The organism is Pseudomonas sp. S3_G06, from assembly GCF_054667565.1.
The window spans coordinates 5445008-5461588 of sequence record NZ_CP162738.1 but is presented as its reverse complement, the minus strand read 5'-3'; the positions used below and the strand labels follow the sequence as shown (position 1 = coordinate 5461588).

The following is a 16581-nucleotide window of genomic DNA, read 5'->3' as shown; positions in this document are numbered from 1 at the left end:
GGGAAACAGCGTATCGGCGCCTAAGCTCATTCCTAAATGGTATTTGTTGACCTTTTTTTAGATCGATTAGCTTTGCCGTACTCCCAACACGGCAAATCCCATCGAAAAGGCGACGCATCATGGCGAAACGCGCACTATCAAGTCAATTTGTTACAGTTTGTGTGTCGGCACTGTTTTCTTTTTCCGCACATGCCGCCGGTCTGACGGTCGGCTACCAGACCGGGATCGATCCGAGCAAAGTGCCGCAGGCCGATGGTGTCTATGAAAAAACCATCGGCGAGAAGATCGACTGGCGTCGTTTCAATAGCGGCCCGGAAGTCGTCACTGCCATCGCTTCTGGCGACGTGCAGATCGGCAACCTTGGCTCAAGCCCACTGGCAGCAGCTGCTTCACGCAATCTGCCGATCGTGGCGTTCATCGTTTCGGCACAGATCAATGCCGCCGAAGCATTGGTGGTGCGCAACGGCAGCGGCATCGACAAACCGCAGGACCTGATCGGTAAAACCATCGCCACACCGTTCGTGTCCACCTCGCACTACAGTCTGCTTGGGGCGCTGAAGCACTGGGGCCTGAATACCTCGCAAGTCAAAGTGGTCAACCTGCAACCGGCGGAAATCGCCGCCGCGTGGAAGCGTGGCGACATTGACGGGGCCTTTGTCTGGTCGCCGGCGCTGGGCGAGATCCGCAAGACCGGCAAGACCCTGACCGACGCCGCCCAGGTCGGCCAGTGGGGTGCGCCTACCTTCGAGGTGTGGGTGACGCGCAAGGACTTTGCCGAGAAGCATCCCGAGGTCGTGGCCAAGTTTGCCAAGGTCACCCTGGACTCGTTCGCTGATTACGCCGCACACAAAGACAGCTGGACGGCCGACTCGGTGCCTGTGCAGAAAATCGCCAAATTGACCGGTGCCAACGCAGCAGATGTACCGGAACTGCTGGCCGGTTCGGCGTTCCCGGATGCCAAGGCACAGGAAAGCACCGCGCTGCTGGACGGTGGCACCGCGAAGGCCATTGCCGAAACGGCGAAATTCCTGAAGGAACAAGGCAAGGTCGAGACGGTGCTGCCTGATTATTCGCCGTACGTCAGCGCCAAATTCATCACTGACTGAATGCAGAACCCTGTGGTGAGGGGATTTATCCCCGCTGGGTCGCGTAGCGACCACCTATGTTTTCATTTGGAAACGCAAGGGGACTGCTGCGCAGTCCAGCGGGGATGAATCCCCTCGCCACAGGAGACCTCGCTGTTGTTCAGAGGGTCTTTTCGAAGATCTTCGAATTACGCTGGTAGTTGTACAGCGACGCCCGTGCCGCTGGCAGGCGTTCGACGCTGCTCGGCTCGAACCCGCGCTCGCGGAACCAGTGCGCGGTGCGCGTGGTGAGTACGAACAGGGTTTTCAGGCCCTGCGCCCGCGCACGGGTTTCGATGCGTTCGAGTAACTCGTCGCCGCGTCCGCCGTGGCGATACTCGGGATTCACCGCCAGACACGCCAGTTCACCGGCATCAGAGTCGGCAATCTGATACAGCGCCGCACAGGCGATGATCATGCCTTCCCGTTCAACCACGCTGAACTGTTCGATCTCGCGCTCCAGCACTTCCCGCGAGCGGCGCACCAGAATGCCCTGCTCTTCCAGCGGACTGATCAGGTCGAGCAGGCCACCGACGTCTTCAATCGCCGCCTCGCGCACCAGTTCGAACTGCTCCTGCGCCACCAGCGTACCGCCACCGTCACGGGTGAACAGCTCCGTCAGCAGCGCGCCGTCTTCGGCGTAACTGACGATATGACTGCGCGCCACGCCGCCACGGCAGGCTTCGGCGGCGGCATCGAGCAACTCCGCTTGATAGTTGCTCATGCCCAGACGCTGCAAATGTGCCGGCACTTGCTGCGGGCGCAGTTCGCGCACCAGTTTGCCGTTCTCGTCGATCAGGCCGAGCTCGGCGCCGAACAACAGCAGCTTGTCCGCGCCCAGATCAATCGCGGCGCGGGTGGCGACGTCTTCGCAGGCAAGGTTGAAGATTTCGCCGGTCGGCGAATAGCCCAGCGGCGACAGCAATACGATCGAGCGTTCATCGAGCAGGCGGTTGATACCCTTGCGGTCGACCCGACGCACTTCACCGGTGTGGTGATAGTCGACACCTTCCAGCACACCGATCGGCCGAGCGGTGACGAGGTTGCCGCTGGCCACGCGCAGGCGCGAGCCCTGCATCGGCGACGAGGCCATGTCCATCGACAGGCGCGCTTCGATAGCGATGCGCAACTGGCCGACCGCGTCGATCACACATTCCAGGGTCGCGGCATCGGTGATGCGCATGCCGTGATGGTAATGCGGGGTCAGGCCACGGGCGGCGAGGCGGGTTTCGATCTGCGGGCGTGAACCGTGGACCAGCACCAGACGCACGCCCAGACTGTGCAGCAAGACCAGGTCGTGGACGATATTGCCGAAATTCGGATGCTCGACGCCGTCGCCGGGCAGCATGACAACGAAGGTGCAATCGCGGTGGGCATTGATGTAAGGAGACGCGTGGCGAAGCCAATTGACGTATTCGGGCATGAACCTGGGCCTGTAATAAAGAGCAGCCGAAAAAAGGGGCGAAACGAAAAACGCACAGCGGGCTGATGGTTATCGTCGGAACAGGCTTGGCGACACGCGCGCTCTCCTCATGAATACGGGTTGGGGTGCAGGCAATTTACCGGGTTGATGCAAGACATTTAACCCTGTGGCAACGAGCCTGCTCACGAAAACGGTGGATCAGGTTCATCAATGGCGACTGACGAAACGCTGTCGCGAGCAGGCTCGCTCCCACACAGGGCCATCATCGTTCGTCTGTCGTCAGGCAGTAATGTTCAATCAACTGTCGAATCAGATGCACGGTAGGCTGCAAACGTGACATTTCAAGGTACTCGCCGGGTTGATGCGCACAGGCAATGTCGCCGGGGCCGAGGACGATGGTTTCGCAGCCGAGGCGCTGAAGATAAGGCGCTTCGGTGCCGAACGCTACTGCTTCGGCGCGATGGCCGGTGAGCTTTTCGGCGATGCGCACCAGTTCGGCATCCTCGGACTGTTCGAACGGCGGCACTTCCGGGAACAGCGGCTTGTAGTCGATCTTCACCTTATGCCGCTCGGCCACCGGGTTGAGCTTGCGCAGGATTTCCGCACGCAGCACGCTCGGGTCCATGCCCGGCAGCGGCCGCAGGTCGAACTCCAGCGAACACTGGCCGCAGATGCGATTGGGGTTGTCGCCACCATGGATGCAGCCGAAGTTCATCGTCGGTTGCGGCACGCTGAATTGTGGATTGCTGAATTCGCGCTGCCACAACAGGCGCAGACCGCGCAGTTCGCCGATGGCATCGTGCATCGCTTCAAGTGCGCTGTGGCCCAGACGCGGATCAGACGAGTGGCCACTCTGTCCGAGGATGTCGATGCGCTCCATCATGATGCCTTTGTGCATGCGAATCGGCTTGAGCCCGGTCGGCTCGCCGATCACCGCCGCGCGGCCCAGCGGTTGCCCGGCCTCGGCCAGTGCGCGGGCGCCGGACATCGAGCTTTCTTCGTCGCAGGTGGCGAGAATCAGCAGCGGTTGTTTGAACGGCTGATCGAGCAGCGGCCGCACGGCTTCGATAATCAGCGCAAAAAAGCCCTTCATGTCGCAGCTGCCCAGCCCGACCCAGCGGCCATCGACTTCAGTGAGCTTCAGCGGGTCGGTCTGCCACAACGCGTCGTCATAAGGCACGGTGTCGCTGTGCCCGGCCAGCACCAGGCCGCCGGGGCCGCTGCCGATACTGGCGAGCAGATTGAATTTGCCGGGGCTGACCTGCTGGATATCGCAGCTGAAACCCAGGTCACCGAGCCAGCCAGCGAGCAGATCAATGACGGCGCGGTTGGACTGGTCCAGGTTCGGTTGGGTACAGCTGACCGATGGCGCGGCAATCAGCGCGGCGAACTGGTCTTGCATGGACGGCAATGGCATCACTGACTCCAGGTCCCGGATTGAGGCCCACTATAGAACCATCCGGCGCGCGGAATAAACCGCCGCAGGGCGTAGGAAGTTTGACTCCTGTACACTGCACGGCCTTGGCAGCCACCCATTCCCCCGGCTGCGCTCCCGATTCTGGATGTTCCGGCCATGCAAAAAGAAACTGAAATCAAACTCCGCGTCAGCCGCGAAACCCTCGCTGCCCTGCGCGAGCACCCGCTGCTGAAGAAACGCAACAAAAGTGGCTGGGAACGCCGTGAGTTGATGAACCAGTACTTCGACACCCCCGAGCGCGACCTCGCCCAAGCCAAGGTCGCCCTGCGCCTGCGCAAGGACGGTGACGAAGTGATTCAGACCCTCAAGACCCGTGGCCAGAGCGTCGCCGGTCTGTCCGAGCGTAACGAGTACGACTGGAAACTGGCGAAAGCCAAGCTCGATGTGAAGAAACTCGACGGCGAATGCTGGCCCGAGGCGCTCGCCGAGCTGGACAAGAAAACCCTCAAGCCGATCTTCACCACCGATTTCGTCCGCGAGCGCGCCGAAATCGCCTGGGGCCGTGGCAAGACCAAAGTGGTTATCGAGGCCGCGCTGGATCTCGGCCACGTAGTGGTCGGCAAGCAGAAGGAAGAAATCTGCGAGCTGGAACTGGAGCTGCGCGAAGGCGAGCCTGCCGCGTTGCTGGAACTGGCTGCCGAACTGGCCGAAACCCTGGCGCTGATGCCATGCGATATCAGCAAGGCCGAGCGTGGTTATCGCCTGCACGACGCCAACAGCTACTCGCTGAGCCTGCCAGCGCCGCAGCTGACCACTGAAACCCGTCTCGACGACGCCTTCGCCGCGCTGAGCTGGCATCTGCTCGGCAGCAGCCAGCGTCTGGCCGAACAATATCGCTTCAACGGCCACTGGCGTCTGCTGCAGGACTGGGTCGAGAACCTCGCGGAAATGCGCGCCCTGCTCAGCAGCCTCGGCCAGGCGGCGCCGCGTCAGTCGACCCACGATCTGCGCGTGGCCCTCGATGCCTTGCTCGAAGACTGGCGCCCACTGGTACAGGTCGGCATCGAAGACGAAGACGTGCGCAAAGCCGCGCCTGAGCAGTTCCTCGAAGAGCTGGAAGACCCGCGCTGGGGCCAGTTCTCGCTGCACGCTTCACGCTGGCTGCTGGCCCGCACCTGGACTGCCGACCGCAACACCCGTGGCAACCGTCAGGGTGACGCGCAACTGCACAGCTGGTTGCCGCGTCTGCTGGGCGAAGAAGCCACTGCTCTGCAGCTGCAACGCTATCAGCAGCAGCCGGAAGATCTTGCTGAACAACTGCCGCGTATCGAGCGCATTCAGGTCTGGTTGCACCATGCGCGCAACGTGCTGGACATCCCGGAAATGGATCGCCTGTACGGTGAGCTGAACAAACTGGCGCAACTGGCCAACGAGCCGACCATCACCGACGAACTGCTCGATGCACGCATGCATCAGGCGATTGCGGTGTACCAGAACCGCGCCTGGAAAATTCTGCTGCGCATGTGATGACCCTGTGGCGAGGGGATTCATCCCCGCTGGGTCGCAAAGCGGCCCCGTTCTTAAAAAAGCGGGGACTGCTGCGCAGCCCAGCGGGGATAAATCCCCTCGCCACAGTAAATACCCCCGCCACAGTAAAATCCCCTCGCCACAAAGACCATCCGCACTAGACCGGCAGGCTGGTGGTGGACTTGATCTCCGACAACGCCACGATCGAATTCACTTCCTGTATCCCCGGCACCAGCGACAGCTTCTCGAAAAAGAACCGCTCGTACGCCTCGATATCCGCCGCGACAATGCGCAGCATGAAATCCACCGCGCCCATCAGCACATAACACTCCAGCACTTCCGGAAAGCCGCGAATCGCCTCGGTGAATTCGGTGAAGTTCGAGCGGCCGTGAGCGTTGAGTTTGATCTCGGCAAAGATCTGCGTGTTCAGGCCGATCTTCTTGCGATCCAGCAAGGTCACCTGGCCGCGAATGATGCCCTCCTCCTTCATCCGCTGAATCCGCCGCCAGCACGGCGATTGCGACAGGCCCACCTGCTCGGCGATCTGCGCGCTCGACAGCGAAGCGTCTTCCTGCAGCAAGGCGAGGATCTTGCGGTCGTAGACGTCCAGCTCGCTGTGCATAAAAAATCCTCAAAGATCAGCTTTCACGAATCAACTCTTTCGGTAAATCCGTTCAGACGCCGATCATAGCCAAGAAATACCCCGCACCGAATGTAAAAATTTCTCCAGTGATTTTGGAGACTCGCCATGCCGCACCTTGAAGCCGTAAACAGCCCCGCCGCCCGCGCTGATGTCTGGAACGTCAACAACGCCCACTGCCTGGCGCAATACCAAATCCTCGCCGAGGCCGAGCCGGATCTGCTGGTGCGCGTGCTGAATCTGTTCGCCTTGCAATTTCTGACGCCGGAGCAGGTCAAGGTCCAGCGCCAGGACGATCTGCTGTCGATCGATCTGCTCATGAGCGGCCTCAGCTGGCATCGCGCGCAAGTGATCGCGGAAAAACTGCGCAACCTGATCAGCGTCTGCTCGGTGGATCTGCACAACGCCGACGCGGCGTGGCAGGCGCCCGCCCAGGCTGCCGGCTGACAAATCCGGCAACGGCTTCGTCGGGTAGTGGCCCAACGGTCAGCCGGGCCACGACTATCCTTTGGCGCATGACGCTTAAAAAGGAAAGCCGCATGTCCGTTCAATTTGTCACTCAGGACCGCTGGCTGGACCTCAACGATGTGTTACGGGAACTGGTCGCCCAAGGCTTCATCTGCCAGGACGCGGCGGAACAGGCGCTCAATGCCCGCCGTCGCCATGCTGCTCACGGGCAGATGCATCCGCTGGAATTCATCGCCAGCCAGCAACTCGACGACCTCAGCCGTCCGGGCAAACATCTGGATCTGGAAAGCCTGACCCTGTGGCTGGCGCAACAGGCCGGTCAGCCGTATTTGCGCATTGACCCGCTGAAAATCAATGTCGCGGCGATCACGCCGCTGATGTCCTACGCCTTCGCCCAGCGCCACAAGATTCTCGCCGTCGCCGTGGACCGCGACTCGGTCACCGTGGCCAGCGCTCAGCCCTACGTCAGCGGTTGGGAAGGCGATCTGACCCACGTATTGAAGCTGCCGATCAAACGCGTTGTGGCCAACCCGGTCGACATCCAGCGCTTCAGCGTCGAGTTTTTCCGGCTGGCCAAATCGGTCAGCGGTGCCAGCAATGCCGACGCCCAGGGCGGCAATCTCGGCAACTTCGAACAACTGCTCAACCTCGGCGCCAGCGACCAGGAACCGGACGCCAACGACGCGCACATCGTCAACATCGTCGACTGGCTGTTCCAGTACGCCTTCCAGCAGCGCGCCAGCGACATCCACATCGAACCGCGCCGCGAGCACGGCACCGTGCGCTTTCGCATCGACGGCGTGCTGCACAACGTCTATCAATTCCCGCCGCAGGTGACCATGGCGATCGTCAGCCGCCTGAAAAGCCTCGGCCGCATGAACGTCGCGGAAAAGCGCAAACCCCAGGATGGCCGGGTCAAGACCAAGACCCCGGACGGCGGCGAAGTGGAGTTGCGGCTGTCGACTTTGCCGACAGCGTTCGGCGAAAAAATGGTCATGCGGATTTTCGACCCGGAAGTGCTGCTGAAGAATTTCGACCAGTTGGGTTTCAGCGCCGACGACCTGCGCCGCTGGCAGGACATGACCCGCCAGCCCAACGGCATCATTCTGGTCACAGGGCCGACCGGCTCGGGCAAGACCACCACCCTGTACACCACGCTGAAAAAACTGGCGACGCCGGAGGTTAACCTCTGCACCATCGAAGACCCGATCGAAATGGTCGAGCCGGCCTTCAACCAGATGCAGGTGCAGCACAACATCGAACTGACCTTCGCCGCCGGAGTGCGCGCGCTGATGCGGCAGGATCCGGATATCATCATGATCGGTGAGATCCGCGATCTGGAAACTGCGGAAATGGCGATTCAGGCCGCGCTCACCGGGCACTTGGTGTTGTCCACCCTGCACACCAACGATGCGCCGAGCGCCATCAGCCGTTTGCTCGAACTGGGTGTGCCGCATTACCTGATCAAAGCCACCGTGCTCGGGGTAATGGCCCAGCGTCTGGTGCGCACTTTATGTCCGCACTGCAAGGCGCCGCTGACGCTCGAAGATGAAGACTGGCAAACCCTGACCCGACCCTGGCAGGCGCCGCTGCCGAGCAATGCGCAACGGGCGATCGGATGCCTGGAATGCCGCGACACCGGCTATCGCGGCCGCGCCGGGGTCTACGAAATCATGCAACTGAGCGACAGCCTCAAAGCGCTGATCACCCCGGATACCGACCTCACCGCGATCAGGCGTCAGGCCTTCAAGGAAGGCATGCGCAGCCTGCGCCTGTCCGGTGCGCAGAAAGTTGCGGCGGGGCTGACCACGGTGGAGGAAGTGCTGCGGGTGACACCGCAAAGTGAGTTGAAATAATTCAGCACGGAACTGGATCGGGGATCGGCTATCCAACGCCGTAGTCAATCCCAGGAGTCACCTCATCATGCGTCTCAAACTCGCTGTCGCCACCTTGGCCCTGCTGTCGCTTCCCGTTGGTTCGGCCATGGCGGACAGCTTTTGGCGTAACGTCATCTCCTCCGGTGCCACCACCGGCTCGACCTACCTGACCTTCAAGGATCACAAGCTGATCGTCGCCGCCCAGGACGACGCCGGCAGCTTCGTCGCCAGCGACGGCGGCATCCGTGGCCCGTACCTGGAAGCAGCGATGCAGAAAGTCCGCGCCGACAACCCTGGCCTGCAGGCTTCGGACATGGAACTGGCGAACGCGATTCTGGCGAAGAACGCCGTGGCTTCCGAGTAAGCCTCGCACCCTCAAAAATGCCGCTCGATCGAGCGGCATTTTTTTGCCCGGATTACCGCCTCACCACCATCCCTTGTGGGAGCGAGCCTGCTCGCGAAAGCGGTGAGCCAGTCACCGAAAATGCTGGCTGGACGATTGCTTTCGCGAGCAGGCTCGCTCCCACAGGGACGGTGGTGGATTTAGAGATCAGCGGTAATCCTCCACCGGGACACAGGCGCAATACAGATTGCGATCGCCGTAGACGTTATCCACCCGATTCACCGCCGGCCAATATTTGTGCAAGCGTGTGTGCGCATCCGGGGTGATGGCCTGTTCGACACTGTAGGGTCGCTCCCAGACTCCAGTGACATCGGCCAAGGTATGCGGGGCGCGTTTGAGCGGGTTGTCTTCGCCCGGCCAGTTGCCCTTCTGCACTTCATTGATCTCGGCGCGAATGCTCAGCATCGCCGCGATGAAGCGGTCGAGCTCTGCCTTGGACTCGCTCTCGGTCGGCTCGACCATCAACGTACCCGGTACCGGGAAGGACATGGTCGGCGCGTGGAAGCCGTAATCCATCAGCCGCTTGGCGACGTCTTCCTCGCTGATGCCGGTCTGCGCCTTCAGCGGGCGCAGATCAAGAATGCATTCATGCGCCACACGACCATTGCGCCCGGTGTAGAGCACCGGGAACGCGCCGGATAAATGCTGCGCCAGATAATTCGCCGCCAGAATCGCCACCTCGCTGGCGTCCGCCAGTTGCGGGCCCATCATGGCGATGTACATCCAACTGATCGGCAAAATGCTCGCACTGCCCCACGGCGCTGCGCTGACTGCGCCGTTCTGCGCCAGCGGCCCGTCAATCGGCACCACCGGATGATTGGCGACGAACGGCGCCAGATGCGCACGAACGCCGATCGGGCCCATGCCCGGCCCGCCGCCGCCATGGGGAATGCAGAAGGTCTTGTGCAGGTTCATGTGCGACACGTCGGCGCCGATGTCCGCCGGCCTGGCCAGGCCGACCTGGGCATTGAGATTGGCGCCATCCATATACACCTGGCCGCCATGCTGGTGAATCACTGCGCAGATTTCACTGATGCCTTCCTCGTAAACCCCGTGGGTCGACGGATAGGTCGCCATCAGGCACGACAACTTATTCCCGGCCTCCGCGGCTTTCAGCTGCAAATCATCCAGATCAACGTTGCCCGCCTCATCGCATTCGACAATCACCACACGCATCCCGGCCATCTGCGCCGACGCTGGATTGGTGCCGTGGGCCGACGACGGAATCAGGCAGATATCCCGCGCGCCCTCCCCCCGGCTCTCGTGATACTTACGGATCGCCAGGAGCCCGGCGTATTCGCCCTGGGCGCCGGAGTTGGGCTGCATGCAGATCGCATCGAAACCGGTAATCGCACACAGCCAACGCTCAAGTTCTTCGATCATCAGCGTGTAACCGACAGCCTGCTCCCTCGGCACAAACGGGTGCAGATGGGCGAACTGCGGCCAGGTAATCGGGATCATCTCGCTGGTGGCGTTGAGTTTCATCGTGCACGAGCCCAGCGGGATCATCGATTGGTTGAGCGCCAGATCCTTGTTTTCCAGCTGTTTGAGGTAACGCAGCATCTCGGTTTCGCTGTGATGAGCGTTGAACACCGGATGTTGCAGGTACGGCGTACTGCGCTGGAGTTCTTCGGGAATTCCCGAGGCGATGTCCTGCGCATCAAGCGCATCAACGCTCAAGCCGTGATTGGCGCCGAGCAGCACATCGAAAAGTTTCGCCACCGTATGTTCATCACAGGTCTCGTCCAGACTCAGACCGACGCGGCCGCGCCCAAGAATGCGCAGATTGATCTGCGCTGCCTGAGCACTTTCGATGATCGCCGTTTGCGCACCGCCGACCTCCAGAGTCAGCGTGTCGAAGAACTGCCTGTTGAGCCGTTTGATGCCGTTGCGCTCGAGGCCCGCGGCGAGGAGGCAGGTCAGGCGATGCACGCGCTGGGCGATACGCTTCAAGCCCTCGGGACCGTGATACACCGCATAACAACTGGCGATATTGGCCAGCAGCACCTGCGCTGTGCAGATGTTCGAATTGGCCTTCTCGCGGCGGATATGTTGCTCGCGAGTCTGCAGGGCCATGCGCAGCGCGACGTTCCCGCGAGCATCTTTCGACACGCCGATGATCCGCCCCGGAATCGCCCTCTTGTACTCTTCGCGGCTGGCGAAAAACGCCGCGTGCGGTCCGCCGTACCCCATCGGCACACCGAAACGCTGGGACGAACCGAACACCACATCGGCACCCAACTCACCCGGCGGCGTCAGCACCAGCAGGCTGAGCAAATCGGTGGCGACGCAGGCCAGGGCCTGTTGCGCGTGCAGGTGGTTGATCAAGGGTTCGAGATCGCGGATTTCGCCGTGGGTGTCGGGGTATTGCAGCAGCGCGCCGAACACCTCGTGCTGCGCCAGGTTATCCACAGCGTCGACGATCAGCTCGAAGCCGAAACCTTCGGCGCGGGTCTGTACCACGGAGAGGGTTTGCGGATGGCAATTTTCATCCACAAAAAACACATTGCTCTTCGACTTCGCTACGCGCCTGGCCAAAGCCATGGCTTCGGCCGCTGCGGTAGCCTCATCGAGCAGCGAGGCGTTGGCCAGTTCCAGGCCGGTGAGATCGATGGTCAGCTGCTGAAAATTCAGCAGGGCTTCGAGCCGGCCCTGGGCGATCTCTGGTTGGTAGGGGGTGTACGCGGTGTACCAGCCGGGATTTTCCAGCACGTTGCGCAAGATGACGGTCGGCGTGACAGTGCCGTGATAGCCCATGCCGATCAGGCTGGTGAACAGCTGATTCTGCTCGGCATAACCGCGCAGTTTCGCCAGCGCAGTCTGTTCGTCGAGGGCCGGCGGCAGATCCAGTGCGCGATTGAAGCGAATGCCCGGCGGCACGGTCTGCTCGATCAGCTCGGCGCGACTACCCAGGCCGAGGCTGTCGAGCATCGCCTGCTGCTCGGCGGCATCCGGGCCGAGGTGGCGGCGCAGAAAGGCTTCGGGATCGCGTAACTGGCTCAGGGACGGCGACTGGGACATGACGGGCTCTCCTGGCTGGCGCTTGGCGTCAATCGACACGGTCAAACCAGCATAGCAGGCGAATTTTCAAGATCACGCCGCCCCTGTGGGAGCGAGCCTGCTCGCGAAAGGGGTGTTTCAGAAACCTTGGCATTGACTGATATGGCGCTTTCGCGAGCAGGCTCACTCCCACAAAGGGATATTCGTCGCCCATAAAAAAGCCCCGACGAATCGGGGCTTTGGGTCATACCGGCAAGTTACTCGCCGATGGCAGCCTTGTAAGCAGCCGCATCCAGCAGCTTGTCCAGCTCGGCCTTGTCGCTTGGCTTGAGCTTGAAGATCCACGCGCCGTACGGGTCGGAGTTCAGCAGCTCGGGCGAGCCGCTCAGGTCTTCGTTGATCGCGATGACCTCACCGCTGACCGGGGCGTAGATGTCGGAGGCGGCTTTCACCGACTCGACCACGCCGGATTGCTCACCGGCGGCGAACACCTTGCCGACTTCGGTCAGCTCGACGAACACCACGTCGCCCAGCGCTTCCTGCGCGTGATCGCTGATGCCCACGGTGACAGTGCCGTCAGCTTCCAGACGCGCCCATTCATGACTTTCGGCAAAACGCAGTTCGGCAGGGATATCGCTCATCTTCGGTTCCTCGGAAATTGGTCAGCGGTCATGCCCGCCAGAAAAGGTTAGATCAAGGTTTTGCCATGGCGCACGAAGGTCGGTTTGACCACTCGCACCGGGTACCACTTGCCACGGATTTCCACTTCGGCGCGGTCGGCAGTCGCCATCGGTACACGCGCCAGGGCAATCGATTTGCTCAGCGTAGGAGAGAAACTACCACTGGTGATCTCCCCTTCGCCAACATCAGCGATGCGAACCACTTGGTGAGCGCGCAAAACCCCGCGCTCTTCCAGCACCAGACCGACCAGTTTGTGCGCCACACCGGCGGCTTTTTCCGCCTCCAGCGCCGCGCGGCCGATGAACTGCCGCGAGGCCGGCTCCCAGGCGATGCTCCAGGCCATGTTCGAGGCCAGCGGTGAAACGTCCTGATGAATGTCCTGACCGTACAGGTTCATCCCAGCCTCGACCCGCAAGGTGTCACGGGCACCGAGGCCAATCGGCGAAATGCCGGCGCCGACGAGGTCGTTGAAGAAACCCGGCGCCTGATTCGCCGGCAGGCAGATTTCCAGGCCATCCTCGCCGGTGTAACCGGTACGCGCGATGAACCAATCGCCTTCGATGGCGCCTTCGAAAGGTTTGAGTTGCTGGATCAGCGTGGCACGGGACTGGGTGACCAGTTCGGCAATCTTGTGCCGGGCCTGCGGGCCCTGGATGGCGAGCATCGCCAGCTCGGCGCGCTCGTGCAGTTGCACGTCGTAGGCGCCGAGCTGGGCGTTCATCCAGGCCAGATCCTGATCGCGGGTCGAGGCGTTGAACACCAGCCGGTACGCGTCGTCGAGGCGATAGACGATCATGTCGTCGACGATGCCACCGCGCTCATTGAGCATGGTGCTGTACAACGCCCGGCCGGGGCGGTGCAGACGTTCGACGTCGTTGGCCAGCAAATGCTGGAGCCAGGCCTTGGCCTGGGCGCCGGTGACATCGATCACGGTCATATGGGAAACATCGAACACCCCGCAATCGCGGCGCACTTCGTGGTGCTCCTCGACCTGCGAGCCGTAATGCAGTGGCATGTCCCAACCGCCAAAATCGACCATCTTCGCGCCGAGCGCGAGGTGCAGGTCATACAGAGGCGTACGCTGTCCCATGGGTTTCTCCTTCCGGGCGTGGCGAGGGTGCGGACCGCCGCTATACGGCGGAAAGCCTTGATGAATAAGGCTTTCAGCCGATTCCAGCGCACGGGTCTGTCAGACGAACCGCACCGAATGCCGCGCATTGTAGCCGCATGATGTAGGACTGACGACTAAGTGTTTCGATGCGCCGAACGTCGAATCAATCCGATCACTGGCAATAGACCAACCAGCACCAGCGTCAATGCCGGCAATGAGGCGCGCGCCCACTCGCCTTCGCTGGTCATTTCAAAGATGCGCACCGCCAGCGTGTCCCAGCCAAACGGGCGCATCAGCAGGGTCGCGGGCATTTCCTTGAGCACATCGACGAACACCAGCAAAGCGGCGCTCAAGGTGCCGGGCAGCAGCAGCGGCAGATACACTTTGAAAAACAGTCGCGGCCCACTGACACCCAGGCTACGTGCCGCTTCAGGCAAAGATGGCCGTATACGCGCCAGACTGCTTTCCAGCGGCCCATAGGCGACGGCAATGAAGCGCACCAGATAAGCCATCAGCAACGCCGCGAGGCTGCCAAGCAGCAACGGTTTGCCGGCACCACCGAGCCAGGCGGAGAGCGGAATCACCAGTTCACGATCCAAATAACTGAAGGCAAGCATGATCGACACCGCCAGCACCGACCCGGGCAAGGCGTAGCCGAGATTGGCCAGACCGACGCCGGAGTTGATGGCTGGGGTCGGCGCCAGACGCCGGGCAAACGCCAGCAACAGCGCAACGCTGACGGTGATCAGCGCGGCCATCGCGCCCAGATACAGCGTGTGCAGAATCAGCCCGGCGTAGCGCTCATCCAGATCGAAGCGTCCACGCTGCCAGAACCACACGATCAGTTGCAGCACCGGGATGACGAAGGCGCAGGCGAACACCAATGCACACCAGCCCGTCGCCGCGAAGGCCTTGATTCCCCGCAGGTGATACAGCGCCTTGACCCGTGGCCGCTCATTGCTGGCCCGATTCGCCCCGCGTGCCCGGCGCTCGCCGTACAGCACCAGCATCACCACCAGCAGCAACAGACTGGCCAGTTGTGCGGCGCTGGGCAGGCTGAAGAAGCCGTACCAGGTCTTGTAGATGGCCGTGGTGAAGGTGTCGAAATTGAACACCGACACCGCGCCAAAATCGGCGAGGGTTTCCATCAGCGCCAGCGCCACGCCCGCGCCAATCGCCGGACGCGCCATCGGCAGCGCAACCCGCCAGAACGCCTGCCACGGCGACTGGCCGAGCACCCGCGCCGCTTCCATCAAACCTTTGCCCTGAGCCAGGAATGCGGTGCGCGCCAGCAGATAAACGTAGGGATAAAACACCAGCACCAGCACCACGATCACCCCGCCGGTGGAACGCACTCGCGGCAGGCGCAGGCCGCTGCCGAACCATTCGCGCAACAGGGACTGCACGGGGCCGGCGAAATCCAGCAGGCCGACGAAGACGAACGCCAGTACATAGGCAGGGATGGCGAAGGGCAGCATCAGCGCCCAGTCGAGCCAGCGCCGACCGGGGAATTCACAGAGGCTGGTCAGCCAGGCCAGGCTGACACCCAGCAGAGTCACGCCGACACCGACGCCGAGGATCAGCGTCAGGGTATTGCCGAGCAGACGCGGCATCTGGGTTTGCCACAGGTGCGACCAGATCTGCTGATCGATGGTCTGCCACGACAGCAGCAGCACGCTCAGCGGCAACAACACCAGCGCGGCGATGGCGAAGACGATGGGGTACCAGCGGCGTTGGGCGGGGTGGGCCACTTTTGGGTCTCGTGGATGGGTCGTGGAGTGTAGCGACAAAAGCAAAAAGATCGCAGCCTTCGGCAGCTCCTACATTAGAAACGCGTTCCCCTGTAGGAGCTGCCGAAGGCTGCGATCTTTTGATCTTTACAGCGGCAAACTCAGTTCCACCCCGCCCGATCCATCATCCGGATCGCCTCAGCCTGACGTTTGCCCGCCACTTCTACCGGCAAGGTATCAGCAATGAACTTGCCCCACGCCGCCACTTCTTCCGAAGGCGCCACCGCCGGGTTGGCCGGGAATTCCTGGTTCACATCAGCAAAAATCTTCTGCGCCTCAGGCGTGGTCATCCATTCGACCAGCGCTTTGGCCTCTTCCGGGTGCGGTGCATGCTTGGTCAGGCCGATGCCCGACAGGTTCACATGCACACCACGATCAGCCTGGTTCGGCCAGAACAGCTTCACCGGCAATTCAGGCTTCTGCTTGTGCAGGCGACCGTAGTAGTAGGTGTTGACGATGCCAACGTCGCACTGCCCGGCGTTGATCGCTTCCAGCACTGCAACGTCATCGGAGAACACGTCAGTGGACAGGTTGTTGACCCAGCCCTTGAGGATTTTCTCGGTCTTCTCGGCGCCGTGGACTTCGATCATGGTTGCAGTCAGCGACTGGTTGTAGACCTTCTTCGCCGTGCGCAGGCACAGGCGGCCTTCCCAATTCTTGTCGGCCAGCGCTTCATAGGTGGTCAGTTCGCCCGGCTTCACCCGCTCGGTGGAATAGGCGATGGTCCGCGCGCGCAGGCTCAGGCCGGTCCAGGCGTGGGTGGACGAGCGATATTGCGCGGGAATGTTGGTGTCGATGGTTTTCGAGGTGAATGGCTGGAGGATGCCCATCTGCTCGGCCTGCCACAGGTTGCCGGCATCGACGGTGAGCAGCAGGTCGGCGGTGGCGTTTTCACCTTCGGCCTTGATGCGCTGCATCAGCGGCGCTTCCTTGTCGGTGATGAACTTGATCTTCACCCCGGTCTTGGCGGTGTAGGCATCGAATACCGGTTTGATCAGCTCATCGATACGCGACGAGTAAACCACCACCTCATCGGCGGCCTGGGCAGTGGTGCTGCCGATCAGGGTCAAGGCCAGTGCGGTCAGAAGACGCTTGGGTGCCAACATGGGAGTGGTCTCAC

Annotated in this window: 13 protein-coding genes; 5 read left to right on the top strand and 8 right to left on the bottom strand. The window is 61.8% G+C overall.

Annotation, left to right across the window (positions count from 1 at the left end):
- Nucleotides 1-116: 116 nt before the first annotated feature.
- Nucleotides 117-1106 (top strand): taurine ABC transporter substrate-binding protein, encoded by a 990-nt coding sequence (gene tauA, locus AB4N47_RS24370; protein ID WP_341638294.1) that lies wholly within the window; start codon nucleotides 117-119, stop codon nucleotides 1104-1106.
- A gap of 139 nt (nucleotides 1107-1245) precedes the next feature.
- On the opposite strand, the gene argA is transcribed toward tauA, so the two are convergent.
- Together argA and argE are read right to left on the bottom strand one after the other, a co-directional pair.
- Nucleotides 1246-2547, bottom strand: a complete 1302-nt coding sequence (gene argA / locus AB4N47_RS24365; protein ID WP_016772647.1) for an amino-acid N-acetyltransferase — start codon at nucleotides 2545-2547, stop codon at nucleotides 1246-1248.
- 262 nt (nucleotides 2548-2809) lie between these two features.
- Nucleotides 2810-3964 (bottom strand): acetylornithine deacetylase, encoded by a 1155-nt coding sequence (argE, locus tag AB4N47_RS24360; RefSeq protein ID WP_076564492.1) that lies wholly within the window; start codon nucleotides 3962-3964, stop codon nucleotides 2810-2812.
- Between the two features lie 156 nt (nucleotides 3965-4120).
- Here argE and AB4N47_RS24355 point away from each other — a divergent pair, with 156 nt between their 5' ends.
- A complete protein-coding gene (locus tag AB4N47_RS24355) occupies nucleotides 4121-5491 on the top strand; it encodes a CYTH domain-containing protein (RefSeq protein ID WP_341638135.1) in 1371 nt (456 codons plus the stop codon).
- Nucleotides 5492-5648: 157 nt separating this feature from the next.
- Here the strand turns inward: AB4N47_RS24355 and AB4N47_RS24350 are convergent, their stop codons facing one another.
- Nucleotides 5649-6113, bottom strand: a complete 465-nt coding sequence (locus tag AB4N47_RS24350; RefSeq protein WP_122612320.1) for an Lrp/AsnC family transcriptional regulator — start codon at nucleotides 6111-6113, stop codon at nucleotides 5649-5651.
- Nucleotides 6114-6239: 126 nt separating this feature from the next.
- On the opposite strand from AB4N47_RS24350, the gene AB4N47_RS24345 reads away from it, so the two are divergent.
- The 3 genes from AB4N47_RS24345 (at nucleotide 6240) to AB4N47_RS24335 (ending at nucleotide 8840) form a co-directional block, all read left to right on the top strand.
- Nucleotides 6240-6578 carry a hypothetical protein gene (locus AB4N47_RS24345; RefSeq protein WP_341638136.1) on the top strand — a complete coding sequence of 113 codons (339 nt, stop codon included), beginning with the start codon at nucleotides 6240-6242 and terminating at the stop codon, nucleotides 6576-6578.
- Between the two features lie 92 nt (nucleotides 6579-6670).
- The gene (locus AB4N47_RS24340; protein ID WP_341638137.1) at nucleotides 6671-8455 is read left to right on the top strand and encodes a GspE/PulE family protein; all 1785 of its coding nucleotides are present in this window, start codon (nucleotides 6671-6673) and stop codon (nucleotides 8453-8455) included.
- 64 nt (nucleotides 8456-8519) lie between these two features.
- The gene (locus AB4N47_RS24335; RefSeq protein ID WP_172667868.1) at nucleotides 8520-8840 is read left to right on the top strand and encodes a DUF2388 domain-containing protein; all 321 of its coding nucleotides are present in this window, start codon (nucleotides 8520-8522) and stop codon (nucleotides 8838-8840) included.
- Nucleotides 8841-9026: 186 nt separating this feature from the next.
- Here AB4N47_RS24335 and gcvP read toward each other — a convergent pair whose 3' ends face one another.
- From gcvP to AB4N47_RS24310, 5 genes are all read right to left on the bottom strand, one after another.
- Nucleotides 9027-11900: an aminomethyl-transferring glycine dehydrogenase gene (gene gcvP, locus AB4N47_RS24330; RefSeq protein ID WP_341638138.1), complete on the bottom strand. Its 2874-nt coding sequence runs from the start codon at nucleotides 11898-11900 to the stop codon at nucleotides 9027-9029.
- Nucleotides 11901-12136: 236 nt separating this feature from the next.
- On the bottom strand, nucleotides 12137-12520 hold the full coding sequence (gcvH, locus tag AB4N47_RS24325; protein WP_016772639.1) for a glycine cleavage system protein GcvH: 384 nt from the start codon (nucleotides 12518-12520) through the stop codon (nucleotides 12137-12139).
- A 47-nt stretch (nucleotides 12521-12567) separates the two neighbouring features.
- Complete coding sequence (gene gcvT, locus AB4N47_RS24320; protein WP_341638139.1) at nucleotides 12568-13650, bottom strand: glycine cleavage system aminomethyltransferase GcvT; 1083 nt, start codon at nucleotides 13648-13650, stop codon at nucleotides 12568-12570.
- A 155-nt stretch (nucleotides 13651-13805) separates the two neighbouring features.
- Nucleotides 13806-15422 (bottom strand): ABC transporter permease, encoded by a 1617-nt coding sequence (locus tag AB4N47_RS24315; protein ID WP_341638140.1) that lies wholly within the window; start codon nucleotides 15420-15422, stop codon nucleotides 13806-13808.
- Between the two features lie 140 nt (nucleotides 15423-15562).
- Nucleotides 15563-16567 (bottom strand): extracellular solute-binding protein, encoded by a 1005-nt coding sequence (locus tag AB4N47_RS24310; protein WP_341638141.1) that lies wholly within the window; start codon nucleotides 16565-16567, stop codon nucleotides 15563-15565.
- Nucleotides 16568-16581: the final 14 nt, after the last annotated feature.

Coding starts and splice junctions, on each gene's coding strand:
- AB4N47_RS24310 (WP_341638141.1), bottom strand. CDS start 16,567: ATGTTGGCACCCAAGCGTCTTCTGACCGCACTGGCCTTGACCCTGATC.
- gcvT (WP_341638139.1), bottom strand. CDS start 13,650: ATGGGACAGCGTACGCCTCTGTATGACCTGCACCTCGCGCTCGGCGCG.
- gcvH (WP_016772639.1), bottom strand. CDS start 12,520: ATGAGCGATATCCCTGCCGAACTGCGTTTTGCCGAAAGTCATGAATGG.
- argA (WP_016772647.1), bottom strand. CDS start 2,547: ATGCCCGAATACGTCAATTGGCTTCGCCACGCGTCTCCTTACATCAAT.
- argE (WP_076564492.1), bottom strand. CDS start 3,964: ATGCCATTGCCGTCCATGCAAGACCAGTTCGCCGCGCTGATTGCCGCG.
- gcvP (WP_341638138.1), bottom strand. CDS start 11,900: ATGTCCCAGTCGCCGTCCCTGAGCCAGTTACGCGATCCCGAAGCCTTT.
- AB4N47_RS24340 (WP_341638137.1), top strand. CDS start 6,671: ATGTCCGTTCAATTTGTCACTCAGGACCGCTGGCTGGACCTCAACGAT.
- AB4N47_RS24350 (WP_122612320.1), bottom strand. CDS start 6,113: ATGCACAGCGAGCTGGACGTCTACGACCGCAAGATCCTCGCCTTGCTG.
- AB4N47_RS24345 (WP_341638136.1), top strand. CDS start 6,240: ATGCCGCACCTTGAAGCCGTAAACAGCCCCGCCGCCCGCGCTGATGTC.
- AB4N47_RS24355 (WP_341638135.1), top strand. CDS start 4,121: ATGCAAAAAGAAACTGAAATCAAACTCCGCGTCAGCCGCGAAACCCTC.